This is a genomic window from Faecalibacterium langellae (assembly GCF_002549775.1).
Classification (GTDB): domain Bacteria; phylum Bacillota; class Clostridia; order Oscillospirales; family Ruminococcaceae; genus Faecalibacterium; species Faecalibacterium langellae.
Map to the genome: position 1 here is coordinate 1 of NZ_NMTR01000019.1, position 14,706 is coordinate 14,706.

At 61.3% G+C, this 14,706-nt stretch carries 14 protein-coding genes and 1 rRNA gene; 13 read left to right on the forward strand and 2 right to left on the reverse strand.

All coding sequences use genetic code 11. From position 1 onward, the window contains the following. Positions 1-117: ribosomal RNA gene (rrf, locus tag CGS49_RS07435) — 5S ribosomal RNA — on the forward strand. A gap of 99 nt (positions 118-216) precedes the next feature. Continuing rightward, positions 217-873 carry a DUF1287 domain-containing protein gene (locus CGS49_RS07440; RefSeq protein ID WP_097801233.1) on the forward strand — a complete coding sequence of 219 codons (657 nt, stop codon included), beginning with the start codon at positions 217-219 and terminating at the stop codon, positions 871-873. A gap of 87 nt (positions 874-960) precedes the next feature. On the opposite strand, the gene fba is transcribed toward CGS49_RS07440, so the two are convergent. Continuing rightward, entirely contained in the window at positions 961-1,824 is an 864-nt protein-coding gene (fba, locus tag CGS49_RS07445; RefSeq protein ID WP_097801234.1) for a class II fructose-1,6-bisphosphate aldolase, read from the reverse strand. A 664-nt stretch (positions 1,825-2,488) separates the two neighbouring features. Here fba and rlmB point away from each other — a divergent pair. The 4 genes from rlmB to CGS49_RS07465 all read left to right on the forward strand — a co-directional run bounded on the left by rlmB (position 2,489) and on the right by CGS49_RS07465 (position 8,146). Further along, complete coding sequence (rlmB, locus tag CGS49_RS07450; RefSeq protein ID WP_097801235.1) at positions 2,489-3,415, forward strand: 23S rRNA (guanosine(2251)-2'-O)-methyltransferase RlmB; 927 nt, start codon at positions 2,489-2,491, stop codon at positions 3,413-3,415. Between the two features lie 45 nt (positions 3,416-3,460). Beyond that, a complete protein-coding gene (locus CGS49_RS07455) occupies positions 3,461-6,184 on the forward strand; it encodes a cell envelope biogenesis protein OmpA (RefSeq protein WP_097801236.1) in 2,724 nt (907 codons plus the stop codon). 245 nt (positions 6,185-6,429) lie between these two features. Beyond that, the gene (gene rbr, locus CGS49_RS07460) at positions 6,430-6,969 is read left to right on the forward strand and encodes a rubrerythrin (RefSeq protein WP_179859055.1); all 540 of its coding nucleotides are present in this window, start codon (positions 6,430-6,432) and stop codon (positions 6,967-6,969) included. Between the two features lie 226 nt (positions 6,970-7,195). Beyond that, complete coding sequence (locus CGS49_RS07465) at positions 7,196-8,146, forward strand: Ig-like domain-containing protein (RefSeq protein WP_097801238.1); 951 nt, start codon at positions 7,196-7,198, stop codon at positions 8,144-8,146. A 40-nt stretch (positions 8,147-8,186) separates the two neighbouring features. Here the strand turns inward: CGS49_RS07465 and CGS49_RS07470 are convergent, their stop codons facing one another. Beyond that, the gene (locus CGS49_RS07470; RefSeq protein WP_097801239.1) at positions 8,187-8,369 is read right to left on the reverse strand and encodes a hypothetical protein; all 183 of its coding nucleotides are present in this window, start codon (positions 8,367-8,369) and stop codon (positions 8,187-8,189) included. A 118-nt stretch (positions 8,370-8,487) separates the two neighbouring features. On the opposite strand from CGS49_RS07470, the gene CGS49_RS07475 reads away from it, so the two are divergent. The 7 genes from CGS49_RS07475 (at position 8,488) to CGS49_RS07505 (ending at position 14,541) form a co-directional block, all read left to right on the forward strand. Next, a complete protein-coding gene (locus tag CGS49_RS07475) occupies positions 8,488-9,432 on the forward strand; it encodes a ribonuclease Z (protein ID WP_097801240.1) in 945 nt (314 codons plus the stop codon). Next, positions 9,429-10,676: a CCA tRNA nucleotidyltransferase gene (locus tag CGS49_RS07480; RefSeq protein WP_097801241.1), complete on the forward strand. Its 1,248-nt coding sequence runs from the start codon at positions 9,429-9,431 to the stop codon at positions 10,674-10,676. The genes CGS49_RS07475 and CGS49_RS07480 overlap by 4 nt, the downstream gene beginning before the upstream one ends. Positions 10,677-10,744: 68 nt before the next feature. After that, complete coding sequence (gene mnmA, locus CGS49_RS07485) at positions 10,745-11,848, forward strand: tRNA 2-thiouridine(34) synthase MnmA (RefSeq protein ID WP_097801242.1); 1,104 nt, start codon at positions 10,745-10,747, stop codon at positions 11,846-11,848. A 10-nt stretch (positions 11,849-11,858) separates the two neighbouring features. After that, a complete protein-coding gene (locus CGS49_RS07490) occupies positions 11,859-12,629 on the forward strand; it encodes a tRNA threonylcarbamoyladenosine dehydratase (RefSeq protein ID WP_097801243.1) in 771 nt (256 codons plus the stop codon). 58 nt (positions 12,630-12,687) lie between these two features. Beyond that, the gene (locus CGS49_RS07495; RefSeq protein ID WP_097801244.1) at positions 12,688-13,200 is read left to right on the forward strand and encodes a hypothetical protein; all 513 of its coding nucleotides are present in this window, start codon (positions 12,688-12,690) and stop codon (positions 13,198-13,200) included. Between the two features lie 18 nt (positions 13,201-13,218). Then, entirely contained in the window at positions 13,219-13,473 is a 255-nt protein-coding gene (locus CGS49_RS07500) for a hypothetical protein (protein ID WP_097801245.1), read from the forward strand. Positions 13,474-13,653: 180 nt separating this feature from the next. After that, complete coding sequence (locus CGS49_RS07505) at positions 13,654-14,541, forward strand: putative manganese transporter (RefSeq protein ID WP_097801246.1); 888 nt, start codon at positions 13,654-13,656, stop codon at positions 14,539-14,541. Positions 14,542-14,706: the final 165 nt, after the last annotated feature.

Below are 14,706 nucleotides of genomic sequence, written 5' to 3' on the forward strand. Positions count from 1 at the left end.
GTCGGTGTCGATGACGGTGAGGTTCCACCTGTTCCCATTCCGAACACAGAAGTTAAGCTCACTTGTGCCGAAGATAGTTCGCTGGAAACGGCGCGTGAAAATAGGTAGTCGCCGACTTGAACAGAAATCCCTGAGAGTTTTCTCAGGGATTTTTTGCTATATATGTGCGCGAAAACGGTACGGTGAAACGTATGCAGAAAAGAGGGGGTGCACACGATGAAACAAAAATATGTGGCGGGAGTCGCTGGAATTGCGGTGCTGAGCATCTTTATATGCTTGATCTTATCACATTACCAGCATACTTCTTCATCTCGCCCAAAGGACTGCTATGCCGTGCAGATGCAGCAATTTCACAGTACGGTGGATGCAGATGGGGACGGGATGGACGATCAGACCGACATTCTGCAGGGTGCGCTGGAGTACGTAAACACGAATCCGAAATATAAGAGCCGCTATTATCAGACGGGGTATCCAGACGACGGGTATGGCGTATGTACCGATGTGGTGGCCTATGCAATGAAAAATGCTGGTTACGATCTGCAAAAGCTGGTGCAACAGGATATTCTGGAACATCCGGAAGATTACACGGTGACAGAGCCGGATGCAAATATAGATTTTCGCCGTGTACGCAATCTGAAGGTGTTTTTTGCGCACACAGCAATTGCCCTGACCACAGATGTATCTAAAATTGAAGAATGGCAGGGCGGCGATATTGTGATCTTTGAAAGACATATCGGCATCGTGTCCGACCGGCGAAACAAAAACGGAGTGCCTTATATCATTCACCACAATGACCCATGGCAGACGGCTTACGAGCAGGACATTCTGGAAAAACGAACCGATATCGTGGGTCATTACCGGATTTCAAAATAAAAAGCGGCCCCGCTGCACTGTGCATAACAGTGCGGCGGGGCCGCATACTTTATTGGGTGGTGTACCGGTTACGATACAAGCCTCAGCTTAGCCCTTGCCTGCGCAGCCGAACAGCTCGATCTTCTCCTTGCACTTGGCCTCGATGGCCTTTGCGCCGGGAGCCAGCAGCTTGCGGGGGTCGAAGCCCTTGCCCTGCTGATCCTTGCCTTCCTCAATGTACTTGCGGGTGGCCTCAGCAAAGACCAGCTGGCACTCAGTGTTGATGTTGATCTTGGAGACGCCCAGGCTGATGGCCTTTGCGATCATCTCGTCGGGGATGCCGGTGCCGCCGTGCAGGACCAGAGGAATGTTGTTGGTGGCCTTGTGGATGCGGTCCAGAGCCTCGAAGTCCAGGCCCTTCCAGTTTGCCGGGTACACGCCGTGGATGTTGCCGATGCCGGCAGCCAGGAAGTCGATGCCCAGAGCGGTGATCTTTGCGCACTCCTCGGGGTCTGCGATCTCGCCAGCGCCCACAACGCCGTCCTCGACGCCGCCGATGGAACCGACCTCGGCCTCAATGCTCAGGCCCTTGGCGTGTGCCAGGGCGACCAGCTCCTTGGTCTTCTCCACGTTCTCCTCGATGGAGTAGTGGCTGCCATCGAACATGATGGAGGAGAAGCCGGCCTCAATGCAGGCCTTGCAGCCTTCATAGGTGCCGTGGTCCAGGTGCAGGGCAACGGGGACGGTGATGCCCATGGAATCGACCATGGCGCTGACCATGGCAGCGACGGTCTTGAAGCCGGTCATGTACTTGCCGGCACCCTCGGATACGCCCAGGATGACGGGGCTCTTGGTCTCCTCGCAGGCGGTCAGAACGGACTTGGTCCACTCCAGGTTATTGATGTTGAACTGAGGCACACCGTAGTGGCCATCACGCGCTTTGAGCAGCATTTCGGTTGCATTTACCAACATTATTCATTACCTCCACAAAATCATTGGGGTTTTGGCCGCGCCACGCCCACATTGTGCATGGCTTAACGAACCTACAGGGTTAGTATACCCCAAACAGCGCCTAAAATCAATCCAAACAAGCGCATTTTCTGCCCTGCAGGCGGCGAGGAATGCTGATATGTTACCGAACCGGCCGAAGCGGTCCGGCAGTGGGACCCCAAAAACGGACGTGATGCGACAAAAATCCATGATGCTGGCAACATGAGCACTTTCGACACGGCCCGGCAGAGGGCAGTGGTTTTCAACACGAATCCACATTCGTCAAAATGATGTTGGTGAAAATTGCAAAAGGTGCCTGTTTCCGCTTCAAAAAACTGTCAGATTTCCGACTTGAAATTTACAAATTGTACGCAAGCCGGACCGGAGCGTCGAAACCGATTGTGGAAAAAGCAGTGGAAAGTGTGGAATTCCACAGCCAAAATGGGCTTTGAAGCTGGAATTTTTCACACTCTCCACAGAGTTTTCAACATGTGGAAAAATAGACGGCCTTTTACGGAATGTATACCACACTTTTGTGGAAAACTTTCTGCCCCGGCAAAACCGTCAGGTGGCGGCGGACGGGCTGTGAAAACTTTGCGCACGAAAGGACAAAAAACGGCAATTCTCTGGCAAACAGGGCGCGCTTATGTTATACTTTACTTTGGATCATCATAAACAAACGGAATCCTGCGCAGGGGCCGGAACGGTCCTGCGCTTTGGGCGTGCTGCACACGCCTGCATACAACGGAAGGAGAACAACAGCATGGAAGAAAAGAATCAGCCGCGCCGCCCGCGCCGCAGCCCGGAGGAACCGCAGCAGAAAAGCGAGAGCCTCGTCTACGGCAAGAACCCGGTGACCGAGCTGCTCAAGAGCGGCTCCGGCGTGGACACGGTGCTCATCGCGGAGGGTATGGCCCCGGCCGTGGCGGCTTATTACACCGCGCTGGCCAAGGAGGCCGGTGCTACCGTGAAGCGGGTGCACCCCAACAAGCTGCGCCTGATGACCGGCACCGAGAGCCACCAGGGCGTGGCTGCCTTTGCCAGCGAGATCGAATATGTGACGGTGGACGACCTGATGGCGGCAGCCAAGGCCAAGGGCGAAGCGCCCTTCCTGGTGCTGAGCGACGGCATCGAGGATCCCCACAACCTGGGCGCGGTGATGCGCAGCGCACTGTTGTGCGGTGCCCACGGCATCGTGATCCCCAAGCGCGGCGGCGCATCGGTGACGCCCACCGTCATCAAGTCCAGCGCCGGTGCGGCCGAGCGGCTGCCGGTGGCCCGTGTGGCCAACATCGGCGAGACCATCCGCCGCCTGAAAGAGCAGGGCGTCTTCGTCTATTGTGCGGACATGGACGGCGTTTCCCTGCGCAAAAACAACCTCACCGGCCCCATCGCACTGGTGCTGGGCAGCGAGGGCAGCGGCGTGTCGCAGCTGGTGAAAAAGCTGTGCGACGGCGTGGTGCGGCTGGATATGGCGGCACCCGGCACCGGCGTGGACAGCTATAATGTGTCGGTTGCGGCCGGCATCATCCTGTACGAGATCCAGTCGCAGCGCGGGGCGCAGCAGGGGTAACAGGAGCAAACTGGAACTCCAACCACAACAACAGGAGGGACAAGAATGCCGAAAAATACCAACGACCACCGGGACCTGACCCCGGAAGAAATCGCGGCACGGGAGGAAAAGTTCCGCTCGTTTTTCACCACCACGGCGGTGAATGTTCCGGTCGAGATGACCCGGCGGGACGATGAGCCGCAGAAGCCGAAAAAGCGGTTCGGCCTGTTTGAACACAATAAACCCCGGCGCGAGGCAGAGGAACCGGCGGACACCCCGCTGGAAATGCCCACCGGCGAGGTGCTTCTGGGCGCGGATGCCCAGCCGGAAGAAGAAGCGGACCTGGAGCTGGTGCTGAAGCCCACGGCAGACCCGGAACCGGAGACCTCGCTGCGGCCGCTGGCCGAACAGCAGCCTGTGGCTGCGGTGCAGCCCGAGCCGTCTGCCCCGGAAAAGGAGCCGGAACGGCCCGCAGAGCCTGCAAAAATGCCGGAGCCGGAAGCACCGGCACAGCCCGAGAAGAAGCCGGAACCGCAGGAGCAGCCTGAGCCCCGGGCAGAAAAGTCTGCAAAAGCCGCAAAGCAGCCGAAGCCCCGGAATGCCAAAAACGCGCCGGAAGTGCTTCTGCCCCAGGAACAGCAGGAGCAGCAGGAGATGGCCGAGCTGAAGGCGATGATCGGCCTGGGCAGCAAAGCGCCAGCCCCGAAGCCTGCCCCGGCAAAGCAGCCGGAAAAGGCGGCGGAACCCAAGGATGCGGCCATGCCCGCCGTGGTGTTTGCGGCGGCAAAGGACCTGCCGAAGGAACCGGCGGAGAAACCCTCCATCTTTGAAATGTTCGGCACGCCCGAGGACGAGCAGAAGCCCGAGGCCCCTGCGGCCCAGGCAGAAAAGCAGTCTGCCCCGGGCAAGGAAGATACCATGAGTCTGCCGCTGCTGCCGCTGGACGAAGAAACGGCGGGGGCAGAAAACGTGGAAGAAACGGCTTCGACAGAGAAAGCACAGAATACAGAACGCGCGGAAGCCCAGCCGCAGGAGGAGAGCGCAGAGCCCGCCGCCCCGGCTGAGGAAGCGGAGCCCGCCCCGCCGGAGACCCCGGCGGAAAAGCTGCGCCGCATGGGCGCAGAGCTGACATTGCGCTGCGCGCTGGCAGGCATTCTGGCCGTGGTGCTGCTGCACTTCGGGCTGGTATCCGACCGGCTGCTGCCTGCGCTGAACGTGCTGGACCCGGACGCGGCCCCGGCGGCGTTCTACGGCGCGAACCTGCTGCTGTTCGCCGCCAGCCTGTGCGTGGGCTGGCCTGTGCTGCGCGATGGCCTGAAGGGCCTGCGGGAGCGGCCCTCGGCCGAGGCGATGCCCGCACTGGCTGCGGCTGCGGCGCTGCTGCAGGCCGTGACGGCCATGCTGAACGCAAACACCTATCATAACACCGAGGGCATCTCGCTGCTCACCGGTGTGGCAGCGCTGGGGCTGTTCTTTGCGCTGCTGGGCGGCCGGGTGATGCTGGCGGCCGTGAAGGGCGGCTATGAGCTGATCGCGGCGGACCCCGAACACCGGGGTGCCTACCGCGCAAAAGATAAAGACCTGCTGCGTGCCCTGACACGGGACCTGGACCAGAAGGACCTCTGGGTACTGCTGAGCCGCCCGCTGCAGGCGGCCGATGGCTTTGTGGAGCAGTGCCTGGGCGAGCGCGCCAGCGAGCGCCGGGCGCAGAAGACAGCCCGCATCCTGCTGGGTGCAGCGGTGCTCAGCGGAATGCTGTTCGTGCTGTTCGGTGCCGGGTGGAACAAGGCGGTGGCCGCCATGGCCGCTGTGCTGTGCCTGGGTGCACCGCTGTCTTCCATCCTCATCGCGGGCCTGGCGTCGCTGCGGCTGCAGCGGGCGGCGGCCGCTGTGGGCGCTGTGGTGCCCGGCTGGCAGGCCATTGAGCAGCTGGGCGGCATCGACACCCTGCAGGTGGACGCCGACGACCTGTTCACCGCCGACAGCGCACTGCTGGAGGATATCCGCATCTTCAAGGGCGGCCGTATCGACCGCGCCATCCTGTACGCGGCCAGCGTGCTGAACGCCGGGTGCGGCACCCTGCAGGGCCTGTTCCGCCAGATCGTTGAGGACCGCACCGACATTCTGTTCCCGGTGAAGGATCTGGAGGAGCACAACGGCCTGGGCTTCGTCGGCTGGTGTGACAACAACCGCATCCTGATCGGCAACCGCAAATATCTGGAGCAGGAGGGCGTGCCCCTGCCGGACGAAGAATATGAGGCCGAGCACTCCAAAAACGGCGAGCTGCAGATTTTGTATCTGGCCGTTTCCGGCAGCCTGCACGCCATGTTCGTGCTGCGGTATGTGGGCGGGCGCAACACCGCCCGCAGCCTGGCCGCACTGCAGAAGGAGAATATCCGTCTGCTGGTCACCTGCCGGGACCCCAGCCTGACGGCCCGCCACATCAGCGAGGCCTACCATCTGCCGGAGGGCATGGTGACCTTGCTGGATCAGGAACAGTGCAACGCCATTGCAGCGGCCCCCATCGACCCGGCGGACCCCTGCTGCATGATCCATGCGCAGAACTTTGCCAGCCTGACCGGCGGCCTGCAGGCAGCCGACCAGGCCCAGAACGCCGAGACCAGCGCCACCACGGTGCAGCTGGTGTCGGTGTGGTTCTCCATCGTCATTGCCCTGCTGCTGACCAGTGCGGGCAGCATCTGGCAGCTTTCGGTGGCGACGGCACTGATGTATCAGGCCGCATGGAGCGCCTTGAGCATTGCCGTGTGCGCCCTGAAGCAGCATAATTAAAAAGGAATTCAAAATTGCCAGCCGTGTTCTCTGCCATGAGGGCCCGGCTGGCTTTTTTCAAAAAGTTTTTCAAAATAAATAGGAATTATTCTTGATTATGGTGCCGAAATATGGTATACTGTGGTCAGAACAAAACGCACAGCAGCCGAGCAAACGCATCGAACGCACCGTGCAACAAAACCAGAACCGCAGGGGAATGGTCACTCCCCTTACCACCACTTTTTTACTTGAAAAGGAGATACATGATGGAACTGAAGGGCACCAAAACCGAAAAGAACCTCTGGGAAGCATTTGCAGGCGAGAGCCAGGCACGCAACAAGTACACCTATTTTGCCAGCATGGCTAAGAAGGAAGGCTACGAACAGCTGGCCGCCATCTTTGAGGAGACCGCCGGCAACGAGAAGGAGCACGCCAAGATCTGGTTCAAGCTGCTGTGCGGCGGTGCCATCCCCGATACCCTGACCTGCCTGGATATGGCCGCAGGCGGCGAGCACGACGAGTGGACCGAGATGTACCCCCGCATGGCCAAGGAAGCCAAGGAAGAAGGCTTCCCCCAGATCGCAGCGCTGTTCACCATGGTGGCACAGATCGAGAAGGAGCACGAGGAGCGCTACCGCGCCTTGGCAGAGAACCTGAAGAACAGCAAGGTCTTTGCCCGCGAGGAGCAGCAGGTGTGGCAGTGCCGGAACTGCGGCTACACCTACATCGGCAAGTCCGCCCCGCTCAAGTGCCCCGTGTGCGCACACCCCCAGAGCTACTTTGAGCTGAAGAAGATCAACTACTGATTTCTAAATCAAGATGACGAACGCCGCCGCGTCTGGCCAGCCTGCTGGACGTGGCGGCGTTTTGTACAAAAAGCAAAAACACTTTTTGGGACTGTCCACAAAATCCGGCCGATGGGGCGGCCCGGCGGGGCAAAAAACTTGACCCTCCCCCGCCGGATGTGTAAAATGGTACGAAGACAAGAACTTTTGCACGCAGCTGCAGAACACGCAGGGGAGGTCAGGCGGGATGATCAGAACGGTTTGGAAAAACGGCTGTGCAGTGCTGCTGGCGGCATGGGTCCTGCTGGCAGGGCTTCTGCCTGTCCCTGCGGCCCGGGCAGCACAGGTGCAGGCGCTGCCGGACAGCGGCATGGCGCTGGATGTCTCCGAGCTGACGCTGGAAATGACCGACGACGACCCGCGCCCGGTGGCCTACCTGAGCGTGCAGGCACCGGAGGAATACTTTTTCCTCATCTGGACCTCCAGCAACCCGGCGGCCGCGACGGTGGACGGCACCGGCAAGGTGACCGGCCGGGCCGAGGGCACGGCCGTCATCACCGCCTGCAATGAGCGGGGCGAAAAGGCAGCCTGCACCATCACGGTGAAAAAGGGCACGGCCAGTCACCCGGTGCTGAGCCAGACCGAGGCCGCCCTGACCATCACCGAGAAGGTGCCCAGCCCGACCCTGCGGCTGACCCTGCAGCAGACGAGCGGTGCCTTTGTGTATGTGCGCCAGTGGACCACCAGCAACCTGGCGGTGGCCACGGTGAGCAGCAGCGGCACCGTGACAGCGGTGGGTTCCGGCAAGGCGGTGGTCAGCGCATTGACCACGGCTGGGCAGGTGCTGCGGTGCACCGTCACGGTGACGTCCGAGATCGGGCGGGTGACCGTGAGTAAGAGCGCGATGCTGCTGCAGTCCATCGGGGCCAGCCAGCGGCTGACCGCAAAGGCGGCGGGCCAGACCGCGCCGGTGCTGACCTGGATGAGCAGCAACCCGGCGGTGGCCAGGGTGAGCGCCGACGGCGTTGTGACGGCAGTGGGCGACGGCGAGACCGTGATCATGGCCATCACGCCGGAGGGCCGTGCCGATGCCTGCTATGTGGCGGTGGGGGCAGCGGCCTGGCGCTATCGCTCGGAGGAAGAACTGACCGAGGTGCTGACCGTCTCCGGCCAGCTGCCGTACTCGGACGGAAAATAACGCAAAAAGAGAGAATGTGTGCTGACACGTTCTCTCTTTTTTATGGCAGGCTGCTGGGCAGGAAGATCAGCGTCCCGCGGGCAGAGTACACCAGCTTCTGCACCGCGCAGCCGTAGCCGCACGCCAGCACCAGCACCACCACCGCTGCCAGCAGGGCCCAGCGCACCACCTGCCCGCGCAGACGATGCCTGCCGGAAAACGAACTGCCCTTTCTGCGCCGCATCGGCCCGCCCCCCTTCACGTTTTGCCCATCCTATGCCCCAAAGGCAGAGATTGTGCAGCGGGCGGCGGTGTGGTACAATAAAATCTTAGAGAAAACTTTCTGCAGGGAGAACGATTTTATGCTGACCATCACACTGCTGGGCACGGCGGCCACCATGCCGCTGCCGGACCGGGCCCTTTCGGCCGCCTTTGCGGCCTGCGGCGGCCACGGCCTGCTGCTGGACTGCGGCGAGGGCACGCAGGCGGCGGCGCACAAAGCAGGCGTCAACCTGATGCGCGCGGACGCCATCTGCCTGACCCACTACCACGGCGACCATATCTTCGGCCTGCCGGGCCTTTTGCAGACGCTGGGTGCCCAGGGCCGCACGCGGCCGCTGGCCCTGTTGGGGCCGGAGGGCCTGCCGGACATCTGGGCGGCTGTGCGCGCATTGACCGGCCCGCTGCCCTATGCAGTCAGGCCGCAGGTGCTGCAGCCGGGAAAGGCACTGGCGCTGGACGCCATCGGGACCGGAGAAGGCTGGCCTGCCGGGGCACGGCTCGTGCCCTTTGCCACGAAGCACCGGGTAAAGAGCATCGGCTACCGGCTGGAGCTGCCCCGGGCGGGCAAGTTCTCGCCGGAGCGTGCCCGGGCGCTGGGGGTACCGGTGCCGCAGTGGAAGCTGCTGCAAAAAGGCCAGACCGTCACGGTGGAGGACCGCACGATCCAGCCCGCCGAGGTGCTTGGCCCGCCGCGCCGGGGATTGAGTTTCGTCTTTTCCGGCGACACGGCACCCTGCCAAGGGCTGATGCAGGCAGCGCAGGACGCCGATCTGCTGGTGTGTGACGCTACCTACGCCCTGCCGGAGCAGGAAGCGCAGGCAAAGCAGTGGGGCCACAGCACCTTCGGGCAGAGCGCGGCGCTTGCTGCACAGGCGGGGGCAAAACGGCTCTGGCTCACCCACTATTCACCCATGATCACCGACCCGGAGGAATACGCCGCCGAGGCGCAGAGCATTTTCCCGACGGCGGAGTGCGGCTTTGACGGCAAGTGCATCACCCTGCAGTACGAGGAGGTGCAGCCATGACCATTTCCATGGATCCGGGCGCGGCGGCGCTGCTGGACGCGCTGCACACAGCGGGCTATGCGGCCTACGCGGTGGGCGGCTGCGTGCGGGACAGTCTGCTGGGCCTTGTGCCCCACGACTGGGACCTGTGCACCAGCGCCCTGCCCCAGCAGGTGATCGGATTGTTCGGGGCGCAGCAGTGCATCCCCACCGGCCTGCAGCACGGCACCGTGACCGTGAAGCAGGGCGGTGCCCTTTACGAGATCACCACCTTCCGCACCGAGGGCAGCTACAGCGACGGCCGCCACCCGGACGAAGTACACTTTGTGCCGGACGTGCGGGAGGACCTTGCCCGGCGGGATTTCACCATCAACGCCATGGCCTACAACGAAAAAGAGGGGCTCATCGACCCCTTCGGCGGGCAGGATGATTTGAAGAACGGCATCCTGCGGGCGGTGGGTGCACCGCACCAGCGGTTCACCGAGGACGCTTTGCGCATCCTGCGGCTGTACCGGTTTGCGGCGCGGTTCGGCTTTGCCCTCGACCCGGCCACGGCGCAGGCGGCGGAAGAATTGTGTGCGCACTTGGACTGCGTTTCGGCAGAGCGCATTGAGGAAGAACTGGCAAAGCTGCTGGCCGCGCCCGCCCCGGCGGCATATCTCGATGAAAAAATACTCGATGTTATTCTGCCGGAGCTTGCGCCGGAAGCCTTGACTGCGGCAAAGCCGGTGGTGGACGCCTGCCCGGCAGGGGCGGACAACCTGCCCGTCCGGCTGGCGGCGCTATTGCTGAGTCTTGGCGAGGACGGCACCCGCCGCGCCCTCAAGCGCCTGCGCTGTTCCAACGCCTGCATTGAGGAGACGGCAGTGCTTGTGCGGGAGTATCGGGCAGGGGCACAGAGCCGTCGGGCAGCGCCAGCAGAGACCACTATACCCGACCTTACTATCTATACCCGCCACCTGCTGGGCCAATATGGCCTGAAGACCGTGCAGCGGCTGGCGGCGCTGGGGGCGGCCATGCAGCCGAAGCGGGCGGCGGATTTTGAACGGCTTTCCAAATTGGCCGAACGAATGGACGCCGACGGCGTGTGCTGCCGGGTTTCGCAATTGGCCGTGAACGGCCGCGACCTGATGGCGGCGGGCATCCCTGCCGGGCCGGGCCTGCGCCGGGTGCTGGAAGCGCTGCTGGACAGCGTCATCCGGGAAGAATGCCCCAACGAGCGGGACGCCCTGCTGGCCCGGGCACAGCAAATTTCTGCGTCTTGACAAGCGGTTTTTCCAGAGTTACTATTATACTACTATCTTAGTGTGTTGAATGCACCAAAGGAGAATTTATGACCACACAGACCCCTGATTGCAAGCCCCGCGCCCTCATCGCCATGAGCGGCGGCGTGGACAGCTCGGTGGCGGCGTGGCTGATGCAGCAGGCGGGCTACGACTGCACCGGCATCACCATGCGGCTCACCCGCAACGAAACACTGGGCCAGTCCGGCTTTCACACCTGCTGTTCGGAGAAGGACATCGAGGACGCCGCCGAGGTGGCCTTTGCGCTGGATATCCCCTACGAAGTGCTGGATTTCACCGCCGACTTCCGGGAGCAGATCATTGAAAAGTTCGTCCGCGTCTACGAGACGGGCGGCACGCCCAACCCCTGCATCGACTGCAATAAATATATGAAGTTCCGCCACCTGCTGGACTGGGCCGAGGCCCACGGCATGGAGTACGTGGTCACCGGCCACTATGCCCGGGTGGAGCAGGACGAGGTCACCGGCCGCTTCCTGCTGAAAAAGGGTCTGGATGAGGGCAAGGACCAGAGCTATGTGCTCTACAACCTCACCCAGGAGCAGCTGGCCCACATCCGGCTGCCGTTGGGCGGCCTGCACAAGACCGAGGTGCGGGACATCGCCGAACAGCACAAGTTCGTCAACGCCCGCAAGCACGACAGCCAGGACATCTGCTTTGTGCCGGACGGCGACTACGCCCGCTTCATGGAGGATTTTACCGGCAAGCACTACCCGGCTGGCGATTTTCTGGACGAAAGCGGCAGGGTGGTGGGCACCCACAGCGGTGCCGTGCGCTACACGCTGGGCCAGCGCAAGGGCCTTGGGCTGGCGCTGGGGGCCCCGGTGTACGTCTGCGGCAAGGACATGCAGGCAAACACGGTCACCGTGGGCCCGGAAGAAAACCTCTTTGACCGCATCGTGTATGCGGACGAAGCAAACTGGATCGCCATCCCGGAATTGACAGCCCCGCTGCGGGTCACGGCCCGCACCCGGTACCATCAGGCCGAACAGGCCGCGACGGTTTACCCGGCACCGGACGGCTTCCGGCTGGAGTTCGACCAGCCCCAACGTGCGCCCACACCCGGGCAGGCTGTGGTGCTGTATCAGGGCGATGTGGTGCTGGGCGGCGGCACCATTACGAGAGTGGAAAAGTAAGGAGAACAACATGCAAAATCAGTATTCCCGCACGCAGCTGCTGCTGGGCGCGGAAGCCATGGAAAAACTGCACAATTCCCGCGTGGCGGTGTTCGGCATCGGCGGCGTGGGCGGCTACACCGTCGAAGCGCTGGCACGCAGCGGTGTGGGTGCGCTGGACCTCATCGACGACGACAAAGTCTGCCTGACCAACCTGAACCGCCAGATCATTGCCACCCACAAGACGGTGGGCAAGTTCAAGGTGGATGTGGCTGAGGAGCGCATCCACGAGATCGACCCGGACATCAAGGTGACTACCTACAAGACCTTCTTCACGCCGGAAACACAGGACAGCTTTGACTTTACCCAGTTCGACTACGTGGTGGACGCCATCGACACCGTTACCGGCAAGCTGGCCCTTGTGATGAAGTGCAAGGAAGCCGGTGTGCCCATCATCTGCGCCATGGGCGCGGGCAACAAGATGGACCCCACCCGCTTTGAGGTGACCGATATCTACAAGACCTCAGTCTGCCCGCTGGCAAAGGTGATGCGCACCGAGTGCCGCAAGCGTAAGATCAAGCACCTGAAGGTGGTCTACTCCAAGGAGCCTGCCATGACTCCCATCGAGGACGATTCCATCAGCTGCAAGTACCACTGCATTTGCCCGCCGGGCACCCAGCGCAAGTGCACCCTGCGCCGCTCGGTGCCGGGCTCCAACGCCTTTGTGCCCTCGGTGGCGGGCCTGATCATTGGCGGCGAGGTGGTCAAGGACCTCGTGGGCTTTGTACCGATGAAAGGGTAAAAAACGTACTTGTGCATTTTTTAAAGACGTGCTAAAATAATAAAAAAGGAGATAAAGGATGCGGCTTCAGTATTTTGTAACCAAAGCGGATTCCGGGGAACAGGTTCTGATTGCAATGGAACCGGCTATGAAGAACGATTTGGAAGCAACGAAAAATGGCTGGCAGTCGGACTGGACCAGCGACTTTATCTCTGACCCGCGGCTTGAAAAGTATGCAGCCAAAACAGAAGCTGGGGAGATCGTTGCACTGGGAGCCTACCGGGAAGATGACCATGGCATTTCTGTTTTTATCGCAGACATTGAGGCACAGCCGGAGAGCAACCCGACGCTTACGAAAAAACGCCGTTATGCCGGTGTAGGCCGAATGATGATCGCCTATGGCATCCAGCTTTCCATCGACAGCGGGCACGGTGGCGTGGTGACCTTTGCAGCAAAAACGGACGAACTGTACGAACATTATGTCAATGATTTTCATGCAGTGCCGATTTTTCAGCCATTTCCCGGCGGGCCGAAGCTGCTGATGCTGGCAGACGAGGGCGCACAGGAAATTTTTGGAGCCTATCTATTCTGAATGACAGGAGGGAGCACAATGGCAGAACAGGAACTGCAGGTGGCACGGATGGACGAGGAGACCATGGAATATTTGAACGTTCTGTTTAGCGTGTGCAAGCGGTTCAATACGGATTATTACCACGCCGATCCGAAGCAGCGTGCATTTATGGATGCGGTTGCGACGCATGAGTATCAGCTGAAAAAGGCACATGAAAAAGGCCTGCAGCGTTCGGCAGTGCCTCCCTTTATGGGAATCGTTCGAAGCGAGCGCAGCAACAATATGCCTGCATAAATAAGGACAGAAAGGCCCGCGGACGGCGGGCCTTTTTTACGCCCTAAATAAATTTGCAACTAATTTGCATTTTGGTATTGCAATTGGAGAGAATATCGTGTATAATCATCCCTGTTCGAAAATGCAAATTGATTGCAATTTATTGAAATGAAGCGACAAACAGTCGTTTTTGGAGCGTATATGGAACTGTTTCTGGATGTTCTGGGCGAATCGCTGGTGGATACCGCCAAGATGCTGCCCTTCCTCTTTCTGGCTTATCTGCTGATCGAATACATCGAGACCCGCCACGGTGAGCGCATTGAAGCGCTGCTGGCGGGCGGCGGGCGCTGGGGTGCTGTGCCGGGTGCGGTGCTGGGCTGTGTGCCGCAGTGCGGCTTCTCGGCCATCGCGTCCAACTTCTACTCCTCCCGGGTCATCACGCTGGGTACCCTGATGGCGGTCTACCTTGCTACCAGCGACGAGGCCATCCCGCTGCTGGTGTCTATGCCGGCCTACTGGGACAAGTTGGTGCTGCTGATGGTCATCAAGGTGGTGTACGCCATTGCGGTGGGCTTTGTGCTGGATTTCGTCCTGCGGGGCGTGCTGCCCAAAAGTCTGCGCGGCGGCTACACCGGCCACGCCGACGAAGTGGACTGCCACGAGGAGCACAGCGACGAGGAAGGCAAGCCTGCTCCCATCTGGAAGGCCGCCCTGCGCCACACGCTGGAAATTTTCGTGTTCATCTTTGCGTTCAGCCTGGTGTTCGGCCTGATCGTCGAGGGCGTGGGCGAGGATGTGTTCGCCGATCTGCTGGGCCGCATGGGCTTTTTCCAGCCGGTGGTGGCCGCGCTGGTGGGCCTGATCCCCAACTGTGCCGCCAGCGTGCTGCTGACCCAGCTGTATGTGGAAGGTGCTCTGCGCTTTTCCAGTCTGGTGGCAGGCCTGTGCACCGGCGCAGGCGTGGGTCTGGCGGTGCTGTGGCGCACGAACCCTTCCTGGAAGCAGAACCTGTTCATCACCGGCCTGACCTGGGGTGCGGGCGCGTTCCTCGGCGTGGCGATGCAGATCGTTGTGGCAGTGGCAGCCTGACGATTGGAAGAACCGCCGCTTACGGGTTGCGGCTCCCAGCATCCGCTTCGTGCCTTGAGCGGCACTCGCGTCTTGCTGGCCGCTGCCCCAACAGCTCCTCCCTGTACCCGCCGCAGGCGGCGGTCGTCGCCGTTGCACTCTGGGCATATTCAGCGGAAATAATAT

Bases quoted from the DNA above. Each gene is read 5' to 3' on its own strand.
- CGS49_RS07440 (WP_097801233.1), top strand. From the start codon at position 217: ATGAAACAAAAATATGTGGCGGGAGTCGCTGGAATTGCGGTGCTGAGC.
- fba (WP_097801234.1), bottom strand. From the start codon at position 1,824: ATGTTGGTAAATGCAACCGAAATGCTGCTCAAAGCGCGTGATGGCCAC.
- rlmB (WP_097801235.1), top strand. From the start codon at position 2,489: ATGTTATACTTTACTTTGGATCATCATAAACAAACGGAATCCTGCGCA.
- CGS49_RS07455 (WP_097801236.1), top strand. From the start codon at position 3,461: ATGCCGAAAAATACCAACGACCACCGGGACCTGACCCCGGAAGAAATC.
- rbr (WP_179859055.1), top strand. From the start codon at position 6,430: ATGGAACTGAAGGGCACCAAAACCGAAAAGAACCTCTGGGAAGCATTT.
- CGS49_RS07465 (WP_097801238.1), top strand. From the start codon at position 7,196: ATGATCAGAACGGTTTGGAAAAACGGCTGTGCAGTGCTGCTGGCGGCA.
- CGS49_RS07470 (WP_097801239.1), bottom strand. From the start codon at position 8,369: ATGCGGCGCAGAAAGGGCAGTTCGTTTTCCGGCAGGCATCGTCTGCGC.
- CGS49_RS07475 (WP_097801240.1), top strand. From the start codon at position 8,488: ATGCTGACCATCACACTGCTGGGCACGGCGGCCACCATGCCGCTGCCG.
- CGS49_RS07480 (WP_097801241.1), top strand. From the start codon at position 9,429: ATGACCATTTCCATGGATCCGGGCGCGGCGGCGCTGCTGGACGCGCTG.
- mnmA (WP_097801242.1), top strand. From the start codon at position 10,745: ATGACCACACAGACCCCTGATTGCAAGCCCCGCGCCCTCATCGCCATG.
- CGS49_RS07490 (WP_097801243.1), top strand. From the start codon at position 11,859: ATGCAAAATCAGTATTCCCGCACGCAGCTGCTGCTGGGCGCGGAAGCC.
- CGS49_RS07495 (WP_097801244.1), top strand. From the start codon at position 12,688: ATGCGGCTTCAGTATTTTGTAACCAAAGCGGATTCCGGGGAACAGGTT.
- CGS49_RS07500 (WP_097801245.1), top strand. From the start codon at position 13,219: ATGGCAGAACAGGAACTGCAGGTGGCACGGATGGACGAGGAGACCATG.
- CGS49_RS07505 (WP_097801246.1), top strand. From the start codon at position 13,654: ATGGAACTGTTTCTGGATGTTCTGGGCGAATCGCTGGTGGATACCGCC.